An 18,292-nucleotide genomic window follows, 5' to 3' on the forward strand; every position below is an offset into this window, starting at 1 on the left:
CCTATTATTGTCGAACTCAACCACGGATAAGAAAAAACATATTCTAATCGCTGCACTGCAGCTATTTTCTACGAAAGGCCCTGCTGCAACGTCTATGCAGGAGATCGCGGAGCTGTGCGGCATTTCCAAAGGGACACTGTATCTCCACTACAAATCCAAGGAAGAGCTTCAGGAAAGTGTGGTCAGCTACTGCATTCAAACGATATACGACAAGATTGCCGTTGTGGAACGGGAACGCGAGCTGCCTCCACGCGATAAGCTGCGCAGACAAATTGAAATTCTGCTGGAGAATTTCCTTGAACTCAGAGAGTTCTTCATTGCTCAGATGCTGGATATGGCGAACCGGGGAGATAAAGGATTTCCTCTGGAGAAATGGCCCGAGGGCATGCTCGCCCACGCCATGAAATTGTTCAGCCAGAAGATGGTCGATATATATGGTCCAGAAGTGCTTCCTTACTCGGTTGATCTTGCGCTTCAGCTTCACAGTATGATGGGATCTTACTTGAAGCTGATTGTTACGGAGCTGTTATCCATTCATCTCCACCGGATGGCCGAGTATTTGGTTGAAACGCTGGATATTATTGCTGAGGCCAAAATTCGCGATCAGCGTGAGCCTTTTATTCCAAAAGATTTATGGCTTCCGTGGATGGAAGAAAATCTTCACAAGTACGACTCCAAAAAACACCCTCTGTTCCTCATCAAGGAAATCAGGCATGCGGTTCGGAACAGCGATGTACTGGAGGAGCGCCTGCGTGAGGACACGCTTGATTCGCTTTCTATACTGGAAGACGAGTTCTTTGAGCTTAAGCCCAGACGTGCCATTATTCTCGGCATGATTGCCAATCTGAAGCAGGTGACAGACGTTCAAGAGCTTGTCCAAGAGCTCCAGCAAGTGTTCGATATGTATTTGAAGTGGAGAGACTAGAAACATGCTTACAACTTTGTGCTAAAGAGAGAGGAGAAGAAACTTAAGAATGAAAGGAATTATAAACTTCTCGCTAAAAAACAAATTAGCGATTTGGATTCTGACGATCATCCTGATCTTCACCGGCTTGTACAGCGGTCTCACGATGAAGCAGGAAACGATACCAAATATCAACGTACCCTTCCTGAGCGTCAATGCCGTATATCCAGGTGCAGCCCCTGAGGCTGTCGTCGAAGAAGTGACCAAGCCGCTTGAAGAAACACTCCGTAATGTTGAGGGGATCAAGAATATCACATCAACCTCAATGGAGAATGTTGCTTCCGTTAATATTGAATTCGATTATGGAACCAATCTGGATAACGCGACGGCTGCTGTACGCGAGGTGCTGAATGATGTTCAGCTTCCAGACGATGCACAGAAGCCGAGCATTTCCAAATTCAGCATTAACTCCTTCCCTGTTGCTTCCATCAGCTTGTCTGGAAAGAACGGAGAATCATTGGAGGATTTGACTCGTATTGCCGAGAATGACATCGCCCCTGCCTTCGAGGACGTGGATGGCGTTGCTTCCGTTCAAATCTCGGGTCAGTTTGCGAGAGAAGTAACACTGAATTTCGATGATGCCAAGATGGCAGAGCTTGGACTTACCCAAGAAACGGTGCAAAATATCGTTCAAGCTTCCTCTATGCGCGCTCCTCTCGGACTCTTTAACCTGGATGATGCCGAGAAGGCTGTCGTTGTAGACGGCAACATCATTAGCATTGAAGATTTGGAGAACATTGAAATTCCAGCTGTCCCTAGTGGTGCGGGTGCTGGTGCAGGCGCGGGTGCTGATGCGGGCGCTGGTGCAGGTACTGGTGCTGGTGCTGGTGCAGGCGCTGGTACGGGTGCTGACGCGGGTGCTGGTGCAGGCGCTGGTGCGGGCGCGGGTGCTGGTGCGGGTGCCGCAGCAGGAATACCTACTGTTAAGCTTAGTGAAATTGCTAAAATAGAAGTTATCGGTCAGGCCGAGTCGATCTCTCGTACCAACGGAGCAGAATCTCTTGGTTTCTCCATCGTAAAAGCAAATGATGCCAATACTGTTGATGTAGTCAATGGTATTAAGGACGCTTCTGCTGACCTTGAAGGACTGTACGATAACATCAACCTGGATCTTCTGCTTGACCAAGGTCAACCGATTGAGGATTCCGTTCATACGATGCTCTCCAAAGCATTATACGGCGCACTCTTTGCGATCATTATTATTCTGATCTTCCTGCGCGACTGGCGTTCAACGCTGATCTCCGTCATTTCCATCCCACTGTCTCTGCTTATTGCACTTACAGTACTGAACTTGATGGATATCACGCTTAATGTCATGACCCTGGGTGCGATGACTGTAGCGATCGGCCGGGTTGTCGATGACTCCATTGTCGTTATCGAGAATATATATCGACGGCTGGCACATTCCGGTGAGAAGCTCAAGGGTCGTGAATTGATCCTCTCCGCGACGCGTGAAATGTTCGTTCCGATCATGTCTTCAACGATCGTTACGATTGCCGTGTTCCTTCCGCTTGCCCTTGTCAGCGGTATGGTCGGTGAATTGTTTATGCCGTTTGCATTGACGATGGTATTTGCCTTGCTGGCTTCCTTGGTTGTGGCGATTACAATCGTTCCGGCAATGGCACATTCCCTCTTCAGAGGCGGACTTAAGAACAAGGTTAATCATGATGAGAAGCCGGGCAAAATGGCTGGCGGATATAAGAAAATTCTGAATTGGACGCTGAACCACAAGTCCATTACCATTATTGCAGCTGTACTCCTGCTGGTAGGCAGCTTGTTCCTGACCCGCTTCATTGGAACCAGCTTCATCCCTGAACAAGGTACCAACTATACACTGATAACCTACAGCCCAGAGCCAGGTGCAACACAGGAAACGGTTGAAGAGCGTACACTTGAAGTCGAAGAATTCATCCTGAATTCTGAAGGCGTGAAGAGCATGCAGTACTCCGTAGGCGGCGGTAACCCGATGGCAGCGATGGGCGGATCGTCCAACTCCGGTCTCTTCTACCTGATCTTTGAAGATGGCGTAAGTATATCTGAAGCAACAGAACCGATCATTGAAGGACTTCAGGAGCGTGTGCCAGAAGGTGAATGGTCCACTCTGGATATGGCAGCCGGCATGGGTGGAAACACACTGACCGTCAGCATCTTCGGTGATGATGTGGAACAGATTAAGCCTGTCGCAGATGACGTTCTCGAAGTCGTTAAGGCGGATACTGAGAACTTCGAAAAAGCAGAATCCACCCTTGAAGAAGGCTATGATCAATATACACTTGTAGCCGATCAGCAAAAACTGAGCTCCCTTGGCCTGACAGCAGGTCAACTGGCGATGGCGCTTGCTCCGCAAAATGAGCGTCCTGTCCTGACCGAAGTTGAAGTTGACGGCAAGAACTATAACGTGTATATCGAAACAGAAGAAAAGCAATACGCAAGTATTAAGGAAATTGAAGAAGAAACTCTTACTTCCCCACTTGGAATTGAGGTTCCAATCAGTGAAGTGGCTACTGTAGAAGAAGGAACAACCCCGGCATCCATTATGCAGATTGATGGGGAGACTGTGGTACAGGTAACAGCAAACATCCTGTCCGCTGACGTTGGTGCTGCTTCAGCTACTGTAGAGGAAGCCGTTAACAATATGGAGCTGCCAGAAGGCGTTCATGTTGAATTCGGCGGTGTAACTGAGCAGATTAATGAGACCTTCTCACAGCTTGGCCTTGCCATGCTGGCGGCGATTGCCATTGTCTATTTCGTACTCGTTGTAACCTTCGGCGGAGGTCTAGCTCCATTTGCAATCTTGTTCTCCCTGCCGTTCACCGTTATTGGTGCGCTTGTTGGATTGCTCATTACAGGCGAGACACTCAATGTATCGTCCCTCATGGGCGGACTGATGCTGATTGGTATCGTAGTCACGAACGCGATCGTCTTGATCGACCGTGTTATTCATAAAGAAAATGAAGGAATGTCCACTAGAGAAGCCTTGCTTGAAGCGGGAACCACTCGTCTTCGTCCGATCCTGATGACTGCACTTGCGACCATTGGTGCGCTTCTGCCGCTCGTCTTCGGATGGGAAAACAGCGCGGGTATTATCTCTAAAGGACTTGGCGTTACCGTAATCGGCGGTCTGATCAGCTCCACATTGCTGACACTCGTTATCGTGCCGATTGTGTATGAAATTCTGTCCAAGTTCAAGAAAAAACGGATTGACGATTAATGAGCAGATGAGCTTAATCTAAACATTTCATTCTAGAACAAGCCCATATAGCAGCATTATGAACGATCAATCTGTCATGTTAGCTCCAAGGAACAGGGTCTCCTCTGTTTCTTGGAGCTTTTTTATATGAGAAAGGAAGAGTAAAGTATAGTGTTAAGGGAAGAAAAAACTTTACGCAGAGCAAGAAATCGACAATAATCCAGCCTGATTTCGAGGCTCGGACATAAGGAGGTAAAAAAATGAAGGATGTGTATCGAAACGGCGTGGTGACCACCGTTACGCTAAACGCGGCACTGGACAAGGTGTACACCGTGACGCAATATGCCTTGGACCGCGTGCATCGCATCGGCAGCGCGGTCACCGTACCGGGCGGCAAGGGCATTAATGCCGCCCGAGTACTGCACGCGCTCTCCTTTCCGGTGCGCGTGGCCGCATTTGTTGCCGGACACACGGGCCGGCAACTGCTGGATCTGCTGCAGGCCGAAGGGATTGCAGCAGACCCCGTGGCAGCCGCGGCCGGAGAAACGCGGCTTGCCATTACGGTGCTCGACCCTGTGGCGAGCACCCAGACCGAGCTCATCGAGGCGGGGCCCTGTATCGCCGGCGATGAGCTTGCGGCGATGCGCCGCAAGGTAGAGACCCTGGCGCGGGACTCCGCCTGGGTCATCTTCTCGGGCAGCCTTCCGGAGGGCTGCCCGCCCGGTACTTACGCCGAGCTGATTCAGCTGGCGAAGGCGCAGGGTGCGCGCACCGCGCTCGATGCGAGCGGTGCGGCACTGGCGGCAGGGCTTGCTGGCGGCCCGGATCTTGTGAAGCCGAACGCCGATGAGGCAGCCCAATTCGCCGGGATGCCGGTAGCGAGCCCGGATACCGCGATGGTTGCAGCAAGTATGCTTGTTCAAGCCGGAGCAGGACTCGCTGTGGTCTCGCTCGGTGCAGAGGGCGCTCTCGCTGCTACACGAGAGGCAGTATATCGCATTACGATTCCAAATGTACGCATCGTCAGCCCTCTTGGCAGCGGGGATGCGATGGTCGCAGGACTCGTTGCTGCTTCCCTTCAGCACGAAGGCGATCTGCCTGCTATTCTGAAGCACGGAGCCGCCTGCGGTACAGCAGCAGCTCTTCATAAGATGGCAGGGATCGTAACGCCTGCTGATGTGGAAGCATTGGAGCAGCAGATCGAAGTTCAACTCATTTCGAGCTGAATTCCTGTTTCCATATGAGGCTTATGCTAAATTTCTATCTTCGAACAAGGTAAGATCATATTCCATATCTCTTGCGACAGTCAGGGCTGCATCGATGCCCAGCATCTTCTCAACGAGATACAAGGCCATCGGGATACCGGTCGAGATTCCGCCTGAAGTGATGATCTTTCCGTCCTCCACATATTTGACGCGATCTTCAATATGAATATCCTGATCCTGGTACGTCATGCGCATCCGCTCCAAGCTCGCTTGGCCTGTGGTTGCGCGTTTGCCATCCAGGAGGCCCGCTTCGGCAAGAACAAATGCCCCTGTGCATACGGAAGCCACCCAGCTCGCCTTCGTGGTCTGCTGGCGAATCCATTCAAGAACCTTAACATTCTGTGCCAGCTTGCGCGTGCCATAACCTCCAGGAACAATCAAGATATCGTATTCAGGCGCAGCTTCAAGACTGTAATCTGCTATAACCTTGAGACCGTTCCGAGTTGCAACCTGTCCCCCGTGCTCCGAGATCGTCGTCACATGAAAAGGCTCCAGCAAGTAATCTTGTCCACTCGCCTTCGTCGTAGCGACCAGAGAGAACACCTCAAGCGGTCCCGCAAAATCGAGCAGCTCTACATCATCAAATATCAGAATACCTACCTGTATCGGATTCACAGTCACACTTCCACTCCTCATAAATGAAAATCCTTGTCTATAAATGAACGGGCATTGTATGCTATGGTAATATTATAGATTGATTTTTACAAAGCGTATAATATTATTCGTTAAAGGAAGGTGGATCTGGAATGGAACTGCTGCAAGATCCTTTTGGCCGGATTCACGATTATATACGAATCTCGGTTACGGACCGCTGTAATTTACGCTGTGTTTATTGCATGCCTGAGGAAGGCATGGAATTCGCGCCTCATGAGGACATTATGACTTTTGAAGAAATTACGCAAATTCTGAGGGTGCTTGCACCTATGGGTCTTCGTAAAGTCCGATTGACTGGCGGTGAACCCATGGTACGCAAAGATCTGGAACAACTGGTCGCCATGATATCCGCGATTGACGGGATCGAGGATATCGCCCTGACAACGAACGCTATTTTTCTGGAGAAAAAAGCTCAACTGCTGAAGGACGCCGGTCTGACCCGAATTAACATTAGTCTGGATTCCTTGCGCAAGGATCGCTTCTCCATGATTACACGCGGCGGTGACGTGAACAAAGTCCTTCGCGGCATTGAAGCTGCCCAAGCGGCTGGGCTGGATCCCATCAAGCTGAATGTCGTACTGATGAAGGGCATCAATGACGACGAGATCAAGGACTTCATTGCACTGACCAAGGATGCTCCGCTTCATGTCAGATTTATTGAATATATGCCGATAGGTCATGCCAATGATTCATGGCGCAAATCCTACCTTCCGCTGTCTACGGTACTAAATGCCTGTACCGAAGCAGGCTGGGAAGTAGAGGACACGTCGGGTCCGAACGGGAATGGCCCCTCCGAATATCGCAAGCTTCGGGGAGCCCAGGGCACCTTCGGCCTGATCCACCCTGTCAGTGATCACTTCTGTGATAACTGCAACCGGCTGCGTATAACAGCAGATGGACATATCAAGGCCTGTCTCTACTGGTCTGATGAATATAATGTCCGTAAGGTGGCCGGAGATCCAGCGGCGACAGCAGCGTTATTTCTGAAGGCCCTCGGCAACAAGCCGAAGAACCACGAGATGGCGCTCGCCCTGGAGCAGCAGGCACAGAGTCATACACCGACCGTTCGACGAATGTCTCAAATTGGCGGATAAATAGAGAGGGGATGGTCCCAGTGACCATCCCCTTTTTTTTGATTAACTTATAAATACGCCGAATCTATTCCTTATGCCAAGCAGATACCAGAGAGATCCAACTGAATTCTCAATGGTTGCAGCCGCCTCAGACAATCTTGTACAGCATATATAACGCCAGCAATGCCATTGTCATTGAGGAGACTTTATTCATATAAAAGGAGATCTTACCGCTCTCATCCCATCTGCCCATGAGTCTCCCTGCTGCAGACAACAGGATGAACCATAACCACGAAACAAGTATGGTTACGATTGTAAACGTAATCCGCTCGGTTCCCTCATACTCCAGAGAATTCGTACCGATTACTCCCAGAATGTCTATAATGGCATGCGGATTAAGGACAGATACGGATACCGCGAAGAGAATTTGTCTGCGTGGAGACAAGGCTCTTCTCTCGGCCCCCTGCCTGCTGTCTGACCGCCATAGTGTCCAAGCCATGTATAAGAGAAACACACAGCCCCCAATATAAATAAAATCAGTGAGCCCCTCTTGCCCCGCCAAGATGACGGACAAGCCCCCAATCGAAAGTACAATAAGGATGGTATCGCATATTGCCGCCGTGATGACCGAAGGCAAAGCGTAGATCCATCTCGACTGGGTTGCTCCCTGGTTAAAGATGAATAGGTTCTGAGCTCCCAGCGGCAATATAAGCCCAAATGCCAATAGCACCGCATGGATTATGACTTCCTGCATCATTTCAAATGTTCTCCTGCCCTTCTCTTGTCTGATTCTTATTCATCCTACAGCATCACTGCTGAATTGTACCCAGCCATTTGGTTGATGCTATACCCAGCCAAGTGATATAGTTACACATCATATGACCAAAAGGAGTCTGCTTCCTCATGAGATCACAGGATATCCATTGGCAGCCCGATCCTGAGCTGTCCATCCCGCTGTATCAGCAGATTGAACAATATATCAAAGATAAGATTATGCAGGGAGAGTGGACCAAGGGCATGCGGCTGCCCTCTCAAAGGGCACTGGCCGCAGCCTTCAAGGTCAATCGGAGCACGATTATCGCTGCCCTGGATGAGCTTCGAGCCGGCGGTTTCATCGAAGGAAATTATGGCGGAGGGACGATTGTATCACGGGCAGGCTGGAATGGGATGCCTGTAACGGTTCCGGATTGGGAGGATTACGCTGAGAGCGGAACGCATTACCCTAACCTTCCTGAAGTTCAGGAAATTAACGATACCGAATTTAGCAAAGCCATGAACCGGCTCGGAACAGGGGAATTATCACCTGAACTTCTTCCGAATGCTGAATTCAGCTCCATCTATGCAGAGTTAGCCAGACGACAGGCTCATCACCTGGGATATCTTGAACCTCAAGGCTCCCCAGGACTCCGTGAAGCAATATCCTCTCATTTGGCGACACAAGGCATCACTGCTTCTCCGGATTCGATTCTCGTCGTGTCCGGCTCCATTCAAGCGATGCAGCTCATTGCGATTGGACTTCTGCCAAGAAATGCTTCCATCCTGGTCGAGAAGCCCTCCTATCTATACTCGATTCATCCTTTTCAGTCGGCAGGTATACGCATGATTGGCATGCCAATGGACCATGAAGGCTTGAGAGCAGATCGTGTGCAGCATTATGTACAGCAGTATCACCCTTCCCTGCTCTATACGATCCCGTCCTTTCAGAACCCGACAGGAACGGTGATGAGCGCGGATAGACGCAGCCAATTAATGAATACAGCCCAAAATACGGGGCTCCCTATATTGGAGGACAGCGCCTATAGCGAGTTATGGTTTGAGACAGCGCCTCCTCCTTCCCTCAAAGCGTTTGATCCCGGTGGTTATGTCCTTCATATGGGAACACTGTCCAAGACCGTGAGTCCAGGTCTGCGAATCGGGTGGGTCACAGGTCCTTTGCCCGTTATTAAACGTTTGGCCGATCTAAAAATGCAAACCGATTATGGGGCAAGCAGTCTTGCCCAGGATGCTGCCGAGCTGTGGCTTAAAGAAGGATATCATGATGTCCACTTACATCGGATTCGACTTGCGCTCAAGCATAGACGTGACTATGTTCTCGAGCTGTTGCAGCTGCATTGTGCCGATCTGGCAGAATGGAATGTTCCGCAGGGGGGATTTTATATGTGGATCAGGCTCAGCAGCGGCATCCGTTCTGACAAACTGTTCCGAAGAGCGCTCGCTGAGCAGATTCTGATTAATCCCGGAAGTATATATGACCGAATGGACCAGGATTATATTCGCTTGTCCTACGCCTTTGCATCGCTCTCTGAACTTCAAGCCGGAATCACAACACTCGCCCAAATTATGCGTGAGCTCGCTGTGTCTTGATGAAGATTTTGCCATTTATATGGCCTTTTGAAAATGCAGCTGCTTGCTATTCACCCGTTAAAAATTTTAGAATAGGGGTTGAGTCAATCTCATCACTTTCCTATCAGGTGAATTCGAAACGATATGCTCTTCACTAGAGCAAATTAACGGTTTTAGAAGATTGATTCCGTGTAATATGAATTATGGTGTTCGCCTCTCAAGCTGAGCAATCTGGCTGAATTCCAAACAAAACTACAAAGCGGAGGGATTAACAATGACTATTGCACATCTACAAGATACCGTCACACTGAATAATGGAGTTAAAATGCCGCAGTTTGGATTAGGTGTATGGAAGGTAAAAGAAGGCGATGAAGCCTATAATGCGGTTAAGCATGCGATTACTCATGGCTACCGTGCCATTGATACCGCTGCAGCCTACAAGAACGAGGAGAGCGTTGGCCAAGCGATCAAGGATTCAGGCGTTCCTCGCGAAGAGTTGTTTATTACGACCAAAGTATGGAACAGTGACCAAGGCTACGAATCCACGCTGCGTGCATTTGATGAGAGCCTTGCGAAGCTCGGACTTGATTACCTTGACCTCTACCTCATCCACTGGCCGGTAGCAGGCAAATATAAAGATACATGGAAGGCACTGGAGAAGCTCTATGCAGATGGTAAAGTACGTGCGATCGGCGTCTGCAACTTCCATATTCATCATCTGGAGGACCTGCTCGCGGATGCCACTGTCGTTCCCGCGGTCAATCAGGTTGAATTTCATCCACAGCTCTCTCAAGAGCTGCTTCGTGCCTTCTGTAAAGCACAGGGCATTCTGTTCGAGGGATGGTCACCGCTCGGCAACGGTAAGCTGCTGGACAACACGACGATCCAAGTCATCGCTGATAAATATAATAAATCAGTAGCTCAGGTCATTCTGCGCTGGCATATTCAGCAGGGTGCCATCACAATCCCTAAATCCGTTACACCAAGCCGAATCGAAGAGAATGCGGATATTTTTGATTTCGAGCTGACAGTTATGGATATGGACACGATTAACGGACTTAACAAAAATGAACGTTTTGGAGCCGATCCAGACAACTTCAATTTCTAATAAAGTAGAGGATGAACCCCGGCTAAGGCACATAAGCAGGGACGTTACATCTGAGAAGGGGGGATTCCATCACGAATCTCCCTTCTCGCTGTACCCTATTCTGTAGGCTGGGAGGAGATAGGACAATGAAGCATCTGATCATATATGCACATCCTGTTCAGGAGAGCTTTAATCATCGAATATGCCAAACGGTGCAGCAAACACTGGAGAAATCAGGCCACACGGTTGCGGTGAGAGATCTGTATGCACTGAATTTCGACCCTGTTCTCAGCGAGCAGGAAATGGCTGACTGTTACGCTGGAGAAGCACCGAAGGAAGAAGTGCTGAAGGAGCAGCAATATATATTAGACGCTGACTCGCTTATCTTTATCTATCCTATATGGTGGGCAGGCATGCCAGCTATACTGAAGGGTTACATTGACCGCGTGTTCTCCTATGGTTTTGCCTATGCTTACAATGAGGACGGCCAGCTGATCCGGATGCTCACGGACAAGCACAGCTTGATTATTAATACTCACGGCTCATCCGCAGCACATTACGACCAGATCGGAATGACAGACGGTCTCAGGGTTACCGCAGGTGCAGGCATACTGGAGTTCGTGGGTACACAGCCGGTAGGTCATCTATTGTTTGGCGATATGGATGATGCCTCAGAAGCTCAGAAGGAACAGATTATAGAGCAAATCAAGACTGAATTGTCCGCTATGTTCGCTACAGACGACAGCGCTTCTTGATTCGCTCATAATCCTCCATCTGATTCATATTGGTAAACATCTCTGAAATTTCGGACATTGTCCATGGCATTCCAGCTTCTGCTGCCAGCTCATGCGCTGTGATATATCTAACACGGATCTGAGAAAGAAAATCCATGACCCTTCGCTTGCCCGTCTCAAGCTGCTGCTCAAGTACAGGGATGACGCAATCGTGGTACATCGCAATCAGGGGATGCGTCTGACCTTCAATCACAGGGACGATCGCCTGATAGCCGGAGTTCTCCTGCTCTTCTGCATATTGGATCAATACCTTGAACAGCTCGGCGCGGACAAGCGGAGTGTCACACGGAACAGATAAGCTCCAGCCTCCTACCCCGGAGGAGTTGGCACCCCAGTGTGCTGTCAGGCCTGCATGCAATCCTGCAAGCGGGCCGCCTCCCGGGTATACATCAGCTGCCTGCCTATACCCAAGCTCTGCATACTCCTTCTTATATTCTTTGCCGACGGCAATACGGACATCATCTACAGCTCTAGCTAATTCAGAGGCGATCGTCTGAATGACATTGGCTTCTCCCAGTGGCAGCATTGCCTTGTCTGTCCCCATTCTGCTGGAGAGCCCGCCTGCCAAAATAATTCCCGAAACTCTCATTAAATCCACCCGCTCTCACGAAAATAATGCAAATGTGTATCAAAAATGATTGTATCCCCTTACAAGTACATGCTACAGTGTATTGAACACTCCCTCCACCTAAAGAGGCGAGGGATTCTTGGATTGTCAAACCCATCGGTTTGAAGTTGTCCTGCTTGTGCAGTACCCTAGCTCGGTCCACCTGAAATGAAAGGAATGGCATCCCTTTGCATACATTATCGCAGCTGAAGCTGTATAACTTCTTCGTGTACGGTGCTGTCGCCGTGTTCACCAGCTTTTTCTCAATTTATCTTCAAAATAATGGATTAACCAAGCTTCAGATCGGAACACTTATGGCCATTGGCCCCTTCGTGTCCCTCTTCGCCAACCCCTTCTGGGGCTTCATGAGCGACCGCTCGCAAAATATCCGTAAGACGGTTCTTCTCATGTTAGCAGGGACGCTGGTATTCGTACAGGCTGTATTTCTTGCTCCGACGTATAGCCTTATTTTTGCAGCGATGATCTTCTTCTACTTTTTCCAGAGTCCCTTATTCGCACAAACCAACAGCATGATCCTGGTATACATTGATGGGACGAACCATAAATTTGGCTCATTTCGTCTATGGGGATCTCTCGGCTGGGCGCTGACTGCTGTCGCTGCAGGTCCAGTCATGGATCGGCTCGGTGACAGCGGCATATCGATCGTATTCAGTGTACTGCTGCTGACGGCCATCTTCTTCGCTGTTCTTCTGCCGCAGCTGCAGCGAACCTCGGACGGTCCGGTCGTCAGTATGCGCGGGTTTGGTCAAGTGGTGCTTAACCCTTATTTCATGACTTTTATTATCCTCGGTGTTCTGGTCTCCGTGCCGAATGCGATGAACAGTGCGTTCGTCTCGCTGTACATTACCGAGCTCGGAGGAAGCAAGCAGATGGTTGGACTTGCCGTATTTATGTCCTCCATATTGGAAGTGGCAGTGTTCCTCTTATTTGATCGGTTTCTAAAGCGTAAGATGACCGTTATGCTGGGCTGTCTGACCGTGGTCAGCATCCTCTTCGCCGTACGCTGGGAGCTGATGGCGCTGGCGACAGATCCGCTGCAGATCGCATTCATTCAGCTGCTTCACTCGGTAACCTTCGGAGGGTATTTCTATGTAGGCACCCAGCTGACGATGCTCTTCATTCCGAGACCTTATCGTTCATCCGGGCAGGCGCTCTATACGCTCTCCTGGGGCGGCGTATCCGGCGTTATCGCCGGAATCTTCGGGGGATTCATGTTCCAGAACTTCGGAGCGTCCGTGATGTATCAATATGGTGTTATCCTGTCTGTGATCGGCATCATCGGGTTTGGTATCATGTTTTATATCGTGAAGAAATACGGATACCAGCCTCCACTGCCTTCCAGCTACAAGGTCGGGGACTAACACTAACAAAAAACGCCGTTCTCTGTACATTAGAGAACGGCGTTTCCTATATCTCCGCCTTAGAAGAGCGGAAAATGGATTATTTGAAGTTCATCACGCTGAGCAGCATCAGCGCCCCCTACATCTATCCCACTCCTTCCATTCTCCTTTTCGGAGAGTGGAAGATTGAAAATAGTTACTTGAGGCGTTAAGCGAAGGAAGCAGAATGATCACGTAGGAGCGTTAGCGTTCGCCTTTGCTTTCGAATTTGCCCAGCATTATGTTAATCAAATCATCAAATTCGTAAAGCAACAGCGACCAGAGGGATCATCTGCTGCCGGAGCGGCCATAAGCCTCAACATGATCTTTCATTCCTTCCATTTTACGCCTTCGGCAAATGGAAGGAACTCTTCAGTGATACAACCCGGTTAAACACAGGCTTGCCTGGCTCCGAATATTTGGAATCCACATTAAAGTAGCCATGGCGGAAGAACTGGAACTTGTCCTGCGGCTTGGCATCCGCCATATTCGGCTCGACATAGCCGTGAACGATGGTCAGCGAATTCGGGTTCAGCTCATCAAGGAATGACTTAGGTGCTGCAACCGAAGCTTCTTTTTCCTCCTCAAGCTCTGTATCGCCTTCCGGCTCTTCCTTGTTGATCAGCGGCTCGAACAGGCGGAATTCTGCCGGAATCGCTTGACTTGCCTCCACCCAGTGAATCGTGCCTTTGACCTTGCGGCCGGTAAAGCCGGAACCGCTCTTCGTTTCAGGATCATAGGTGCAGTGAATCTCAACAACGTTGCCTTCTTCGTCCTTGATAACATCATTACATTTAATGAAGTAGGCATGCTTCAGACGAACCTCGTTCCCAGGGAACAGACGGAAATATTTGCTCGGCGGATCCTCCATAAAATCCTCGCGCTCAATGTAGATTTCGCGGGAGAACGGAATTTGGCGAGTTCCCATCTCTTCATTCTCCTGATTGTTCTCTGCCTCCAGCATTTCGGTTTGACCTTCTGGATAATTCGTAATAACGACCTTGATCGGATCAAGCACAGCCATTGTACGAGGTGCCTTCAGCTTCAAGTCCTCGCGGATAAAGTGCTCCAGCATTTGCAGATCAACCAGGCCCTGGCTCTTGGAGATTCCTGTCTCATAGACAAACTCCCGCAGCGCTTCCGGCGTATAGCCTCTGCGGCGAAGTCCCGAGATGGTCGGCATCCGCGGATCATCCCAGCCATCGACATGCCCTTCGTCCACGAGGAGCTTTAATTTGCGTTTACTCGTTACGGTTTGGGCCAGATTAAGACGGCCAAATTCATATTGATGAGGCTCTGCATCCATTTCGCAATGCTCAATGACCCAATCGTAGAACGGACGCTGGTCCTCGAACTCCAGGGAACAGAGGGAGTGAGTCACATGCTCGATCGCATCCTCCAGCGGATGGGCAAAGGTATACATCGGATAAATGCACCATTGATCTCCGGTATTGTGATGAGTGACATGAGCAATCCGGTAAATAACAGGGTCCCGCAGATTGATGTTTGGGGAGGCCATGTCAATCTTGGCACGCAGCACACGCTCGCCGTCCTTGAATTCACCGTTTCGCATCTGTGTGAACAGCTCCAGATTCTCTTCAACGCTGCGATCACGGTATGGGCTGTTCTTGCCTGGCTCAGTCAACGTTCCGCGCAGCTCGCGGATTTGGTCCGCACTCAGATCATCGACGTAAGCAAGACCTTTCTTAATCAACTTGACTGCCGCTTCATACATTTGTTCAAAATAATCCGATGCGAATCTTTTTTCCTTCCATTCATAGCCGAGCCATTTCACATCTTCCTGAATGGATTTCACATACTCTTCGTCTTCCTTTGCCGGATTCGTATCATCGAAGCGCAAGTTGGTGCTGCCGCCAAATTCTTCAGCAAGCGCAAAATTAATCCAAATGGCCTTGGCATGTCCAATATGTAGATATCCATTCGGCTCGGGCGGGAACCGAGTGACAACTTCCTTCACTTTACCTGCACGAAGATCCTCGGAGATCACGTTTTTTATAAAATTGGAGGGGGTTAAGGACTTCTCCACAATTATCAACCTTTCTCTCGTAAATTGTATCGACTATACCTTAAATATGATCGAATAATGCATAATCCTGATCTAATAAATATACCTTTAACTTCAGCGCACCGCAATGATTCTGACATATCGAATCCAGTATAACAATTACATTTCTTTAAAGATGGGAATTCCCTCTCATTGCTTTTTGTAAAATACGGGCGACAAACCGAATAAGGTACATATCCAGTATGAGAATTGCGAATAGCAGCAGGTACCCCGATACAAGAATTACCCAGGAGAGCGTACTGCTGAGCATGCCATTCGGAGCATACAGAGTCGCTGCAATCATCGGGATAAATAGGACGGCTAATATATTTTCTCTTGTCATCCACAGCATAACCAAAGTGACCACCATACTAATCATCGACAGCCAGAGCAGTACTTTGGTAAAGGAACGCATGGGCATATTCGGCACCTCCTTTCTACATAATGTGCTTGTTATTGATCTGTAAATGTCATTTTGACGGTTCGCCTAATATAAGGTAGCATGAAGGAAAATGAGGTGTAAAAGGAGTATATTTGATGAAGGCTACAAAATTGCCCAAAGAGCAGAAAGAGCACATGATTCGTCTAATCCAGCAGCATTTTGAAGAAGAGCGGGGAGAAACCATCGGTGAGCTGGCAGCAGACAGCATGCTTGATTTCTTCCTGACATCACTTTCTCCCTATATATATAATCAGGCACTAAGTGACTGCCGCACACTCGTCAATCAGCGGATGGTATCCATGGAAGACGATATCTATGCACTGGAGCAAAAAATCCCGTTATCTAGATAAATCTAACTCATATAAAAGTATTGATCTATCTATTTTACTCTATGGATGAAAGAAGGTTTGATGATGTTTGCATACAAGGTCGATGAAGATATTGAATTAAGACCCCTGTCACTCGAGCACGCTGGTGCATTGTTTAATCTTACAGATCGATCCAGAGAGCGGCTGCGCGAATGGCTGCCATGGGTAGATCAGATTGTTGAACAACAGCATTCCGTTAATTTCATCAAAAATTCGCTCAAGCAAGGCTCTGAAAATGGTGGATTCACAGCTGGAATTTGGGTCAAAGATGAGCTTGCCGGCGTGATCGGCTTTCATGAAATTGATTGGAATAACAGATCTGTGAGCATCGGCTACTGGCTTGGCAAAAATCATGAAGGTCAGGGACTCATGAGCTCGGCCTGCCGCGCGCTTGTAGATTACGCGCTCATTGAGCTTGATTTGAACCGGGTGGAGATCCGCTGCGCTACTGGTAATCACAAGAGCCGCGGAATTCCAGAGAGACTCGGATTTGTCCTCGAAGGGATTGTCCGGGAGGCAGAGAAGCTGCCGCAGGGCTATGTGAACCATGCCGTGTATGGCATGCTCCAAAGCGAATGGAAGCTGCTCCGGTAACGATCTATACTACATAATGAACATGATTAGGCCTATGCAGATAGGCCTTTTCTATTTTTAATGTGAGCTTAAGCTTCTCTTCATCCTGACTTCATCCCGTTTGGTTAAAGTATACATGTCCCCACATTAGGAAGGGAAGGTATGAACACATGAATAAGACGATGTCGCAATGGGTGATGTCCAGCTCACTTGCGATGACTTTAACGATGGGAATGGCGCTGAATGCAAGTCCATACAGCAATCAAGCGCAGCTAAATTCAGGCACAGAGAACACACAGGCATCAAGCAAAAGAATCTCCGCCAAGGTGGAGTTCGGACCTCAGCAGGCGCCGCAGACAGTGCACGAAACGAAATATCGGGAATAAGCTAACTCTAATATAAGAATATGAACAAAGAGGCTGTCCTGCTTGCGGACAGCCTCGCTTAATGTTGAATTCGAATGAACTCTCCTATTGCTGCATCTAGAATAGCTATGAATCAGTATGTTTATTCGCCGTCAGTGAGAGCTACACGAAGCACAGCTTCTGGCTGCTCGATACCGTACATATAAGCATAAAGCTCGAGCTCATTCGCTCCTGGTAATTCTCGTACACATCCATCCTTTTGTTTTCCCCATTACCTGCAAAGTCTTGTTGCTGACGGAATACCGTAATAAAAATATCATGGCACGCATCTTCGGCATCCTGTGCATGCCTTAGCATGTAGTAGCATGTTCTGTACACGTCCTTATGGTACGAGTCAAACAGCTCTCGTTCGGTCAATGACTTCACCCCTCTCTTTACCTGATGCTATATAGACAATCGAGGACAAAAATCGGTTCATTTCTCAATGATTTCTTTATCACCTGTCGGTTTCTCACCACAGCAAAAAACCGTCTGCTTCTTACAATAAGAATCAGACGGTCGCCTAATTTTTCACTCCAATTAAGAAACGCAGTCCATCCATTAGTTCAACAAATAGCGCATTAATATGTCATCAACGTATTTACCGCCGATACAGAATTCATTCATCAGCCGGCCTTCCTCAACGAAGCCGCATTTTTCATAGAAAGCAAGCGCCCTTCTATTATGGGACAGCACTCTTAAACGGAGCTTCTTCACTTGTCGTTCTCTCGCCAGCTCTTTCACCGCATCCATGAGCATGCTCCCAATTCCTTGCTTCTGGTAGGCAGGATGGACAGCAATATGAATCTCCAATACATGTGAATTGCTCCTCAGTCCAGTCGGTGTTCTGAATCCAACATAGCCGACAACGCGAGTATCCATAACCGCAATCATCTGACTGCCTGGTGGACAAGCGTTCAAGTACTGCTCTCTGGATTTCCATTGGACCGGTCCAGGTGCGGTATGCTCGTCCCATACAAGTGCATCCAGATCCATAAGCTGTCTTGCATCTCTTAGATGCGATAGCCGGACCTCTATGGCCTCCTGGATAATAATCACATGA

17 protein-coding genes and 1 pseudogene are annotated in these 18,292 nt (G+C 48.9%); 11 read left to right on the forward strand and 7 right to left on the reverse strand.

Features of this window, described 5'->3' with window-relative positions; genetic code table 11:
* Window positions 1-7 precede the first annotated feature (7 nt).
* The 3 genes from BLW49_RS11380 to BLW49_RS11390 all read left to right on the forward strand — a co-directional run bounded on the left by BLW49_RS11380 (window position 8) and on the right by BLW49_RS11390 (window position 5,380).
* Window positions 8-925, forward strand: coding sequence for a TetR/AcrR family transcriptional regulator (locus BLW49_RS11380; protein ID WP_177178714.1), 918 nt, complete (start codon window positions 8-10; stop codon window positions 923-925).
* Window positions 926-974: 49 nt separating this feature from the next.
* Window positions 975-4,175 carry an efflux RND transporter permease subunit gene (locus BLW49_RS11385; RefSeq protein WP_090724701.1) on the forward strand — a complete coding sequence of 1,067 codons (3,201 nt, stop codon included), beginning with the start codon at window positions 975-977 and terminating at the stop codon, window positions 4,173-4,175.
* A gap of 239 nt (window positions 4,176-4,414) precedes the next feature.
* The gene (locus tag BLW49_RS11390; RefSeq protein WP_256209722.1) at window positions 4,415-5,380 is read left to right on the forward strand and encodes a 1-phosphofructokinase family hexose kinase; all 966 of its coding nucleotides are present in this window, start codon (window positions 4,415-4,417) and stop codon (window positions 5,378-5,380) included.
* 21 nt (window positions 5,381-5,401) lie between these two features.
* On the opposite strand, the gene BLW49_RS11395 is transcribed toward BLW49_RS11390, so the two are convergent.
* On the reverse strand, window positions 5,402-6,040 hold the full coding sequence (locus BLW49_RS11395) for a DJ-1/PfpI family protein (RefSeq protein WP_371264550.1): 639 nt from the start codon (window positions 6,038-6,040) through the stop codon (window positions 5,402-5,404).
* 125 nt (window positions 6,041-6,165) lie between these two features.
* Here BLW49_RS11395 and moaA point away from each other — a divergent pair, with 125 nt between their 5' ends.
* Complete coding sequence (moaA, locus tag BLW49_RS11400; protein WP_090724703.1) at window positions 6,166-7,167, forward strand: GTP 3',8-cyclase MoaA; 1,002 nt, start codon at window positions 6,166-6,168, stop codon at window positions 7,165-7,167.
* Window positions 7,168-7,294: 127 nt separating this feature from the next.
* Here moaA and BLW49_RS11405 read toward each other — a convergent pair whose 3' ends face one another.
* Complete coding sequence (locus BLW49_RS11405; protein ID WP_090725069.1) at window positions 7,295-7,900, reverse strand: LysE/ArgO family amino acid transporter; 606 nt, start codon at window positions 7,898-7,900, stop codon at window positions 7,295-7,297.
* A 149-nt stretch (window positions 7,901-8,049) separates the two neighbouring features.
* On the opposite strand from BLW49_RS11405, the gene BLW49_RS11410 reads away from it, so the two are divergent.
* The 3 genes from BLW49_RS11410 to BLW49_RS11420 all read left to right on the forward strand — a co-directional run bounded on the left by BLW49_RS11410 (window position 8,050) and on the right by BLW49_RS11420 (window position 11,331).
* Window positions 8,050-9,510 (forward strand): MocR-like pyridoxine biosynthesis transcription factor PdxR, encoded by a 1,461-nt coding sequence (locus tag BLW49_RS11410; RefSeq protein WP_090724705.1) that lies wholly within the window; start codon window positions 8,050-8,052, stop codon window positions 9,508-9,510.
* Between the two features lie 259 nt (window positions 9,511-9,769).
* Window positions 9,770-10,597 (forward strand): aldo/keto reductase, encoded by an 828-nt coding sequence (locus BLW49_RS11415; protein WP_305728142.1) that lies wholly within the window; start codon window positions 9,770-9,772, stop codon window positions 10,595-10,597.
* A 125-nt stretch (window positions 10,598-10,722) separates the two neighbouring features.
* Window positions 10,723-11,331 (forward strand): NAD(P)H-dependent oxidoreductase, encoded by a 609-nt coding sequence (locus BLW49_RS11420; protein ID WP_090724708.1) that lies wholly within the window; start codon window positions 10,723-10,725, stop codon window positions 11,329-11,331.
* Here BLW49_RS11420 and BLW49_RS11425 read toward each other — a convergent pair.
* A complete protein-coding gene (locus tag BLW49_RS11425) occupies window positions 11,309-11,959 on the reverse strand; it encodes a molybdenum cofactor guanylyltransferase (protein WP_090724710.1) in 651 nt (216 codons plus the stop codon). The two genes, BLW49_RS11420 and BLW49_RS11425, sit on opposite strands and share 23 nt — an antisense overlap.
* Window positions 11,960-12,165: 206 nt before the next feature.
* Between BLW49_RS11425 and BLW49_RS11430 the strand changes: the two genes are divergently transcribed.
* On the forward strand, window positions 12,166-13,359 hold the full coding sequence (locus BLW49_RS11430; protein WP_256209723.1) for an MFS transporter: 1,194 nt from the start codon (window positions 12,166-12,168) through the stop codon (window positions 13,357-13,359).
* Between the two features lie 361 nt (window positions 13,360-13,720).
* Here BLW49_RS11430 and BLW49_RS11435 read toward each other — a convergent pair whose 3' ends face one another.
* A complete protein-coding gene (locus tag BLW49_RS11435; RefSeq protein ID WP_090725070.1) occupies window positions 13,721-15,424 on the reverse strand; it encodes a glutamine--tRNA ligase/YqeY domain fusion protein in 1,704 nt (567 codons plus the stop codon).
* A 148-nt stretch (window positions 15,425-15,572) separates the two neighbouring features.
* Entirely contained in the window at window positions 15,573-15,863 is a 291-nt protein-coding gene (locus BLW49_RS11440; protein WP_090724714.1) for a hypothetical protein, read from the reverse strand.
* A 116-nt stretch (window positions 15,864-15,979) separates the two neighbouring features.
* Between BLW49_RS11440 and BLW49_RS11445 the strand changes: the two genes are divergently transcribed.
* The 3 genes from BLW49_RS11445 to BLW49_RS11455 all read left to right on the forward strand — a co-directional run bounded on the left by BLW49_RS11445 (window position 15,980) and on the right by BLW49_RS11455 (window position 17,211).
* A complete protein-coding gene (locus BLW49_RS11445) occupies window positions 15,980-16,234 on the forward strand; it encodes a DUF2164 domain-containing protein (protein WP_076314455.1) in 255 nt (84 codons plus the stop codon).
* A gap of 63 nt (window positions 16,235-16,297) precedes the next feature.
* Complete coding sequence (locus BLW49_RS11450) at window positions 16,298-16,846, forward strand: GNAT family N-acetyltransferase (RefSeq protein WP_076314454.1); 549 nt, start codon at window positions 16,298-16,300, stop codon at window positions 16,844-16,846.
* A gap of 149 nt (window positions 16,847-16,995) precedes the next feature.
* Window positions 16,996-17,211: a hypothetical protein gene (locus BLW49_RS11455; RefSeq protein WP_076314453.1), complete on the forward strand. Its 216-nt coding sequence runs from the start codon at window positions 16,996-16,998 to the stop codon at window positions 17,209-17,211.
* 270 nt (window positions 17,212-17,481) lie between these two features.
* Here BLW49_RS11455 and BLW49_RS11460 read toward each other — a convergent pair.
* A pseudogene (locus tag BLW49_RS11460) lies at window positions 17,482-17,607 on the reverse strand (RNA polymerase sigma factor); the annotation flags it as partial.
* Window positions 17,608-17,790: 183 nt separating this feature from the next.
* Window positions 17,791-18,288, reverse strand: a complete 498-nt coding sequence (locus BLW49_RS11465) for a GNAT family N-acetyltransferase (protein ID WP_256209724.1) — start codon at window positions 18,286-18,288, stop codon at window positions 17,791-17,793.
* Between the last annotated feature and the right edge of the window lie 4 nt (window positions 18,289-18,292).

Source organism: Paenibacillus sp. PDC88, assembly GCF_900106725.1.
Classification (GTDB): domain Bacteria; phylum Bacillota; class Bacilli; order Paenibacillales; family Paenibacillaceae; genus Paenibacillus; species Paenibacillus shunpengii.

What these genes read in the sequence shown, in the direction of transcription:
- BLW49_RS11450 (WP_076314454.1), top strand. Translation starts at nt 16,298, where the DNA reads ATGTTTGCATACAAGGTCGATGAAGATATTGAATTAAGACCCCTGTCA.
- BLW49_RS11410 (WP_090724705.1), top strand. Translation starts at nt 8,050, where the DNA reads ATGAGATCACAGGATATCCATTGGCAGCCCGATCCTGAGCTGTCCATC.
- BLW49_RS11425 (WP_090724710.1), bottom strand. Translation starts at nt 11,959, where the DNA reads ATGAGAGTTTCGGGAATTATTTTGGCAGGCGGGCTCTCCAGCAGAATG.
- moaA (WP_090724703.1), top strand. Translation starts at nt 6,166, where the DNA reads ATGGAACTGCTGCAAGATCCTTTTGGCCGGATTCACGATTATATACGA.
- BLW49_RS11385 (WP_090724701.1), top strand. Translation starts at nt 975, where the DNA reads ATGAAAGGAATTATAAACTTCTCGCTAAAAAACAAATTAGCGATTTGG.
- BLW49_RS11420 (WP_090724708.1), top strand. Translation starts at nt 10,723, where the DNA reads ATGAAGCATCTGATCATATATGCACATCCTGTTCAGGAGAGCTTTAAT.
- BLW49_RS11405 (WP_090725069.1), bottom strand. Translation starts at nt 7,900, where the DNA reads ATGCAGGAAGTCATAATCCATGCGGTGCTATTGGCATTTGGGCTTATA.
- BLW49_RS11445 (WP_076314455.1), top strand. Translation starts at nt 15,980, where the DNA reads ATGAAGGCTACAAAATTGCCCAAAGAGCAGAAAGAGCACATGATTCGT.
- BLW49_RS11440 (WP_090724714.1), bottom strand. Translation starts at nt 15,863, where the DNA reads ATGCCCATGCGTTCCTTTACCAAAGTACTGCTCTGGCTGTCGATGATT.
- BLW49_RS11455 (WP_076314453.1), top strand. Translation starts at nt 16,996, where the DNA reads ATGAATAAGACGATGTCGCAATGGGTGATGTCCAGCTCACTTGCGATG.
- BLW49_RS11390 (WP_256209722.1), top strand. Translation starts at nt 4,415, where the DNA reads ATGAAGGATGTGTATCGAAACGGCGTGGTGACCACCGTTACGCTAAAC.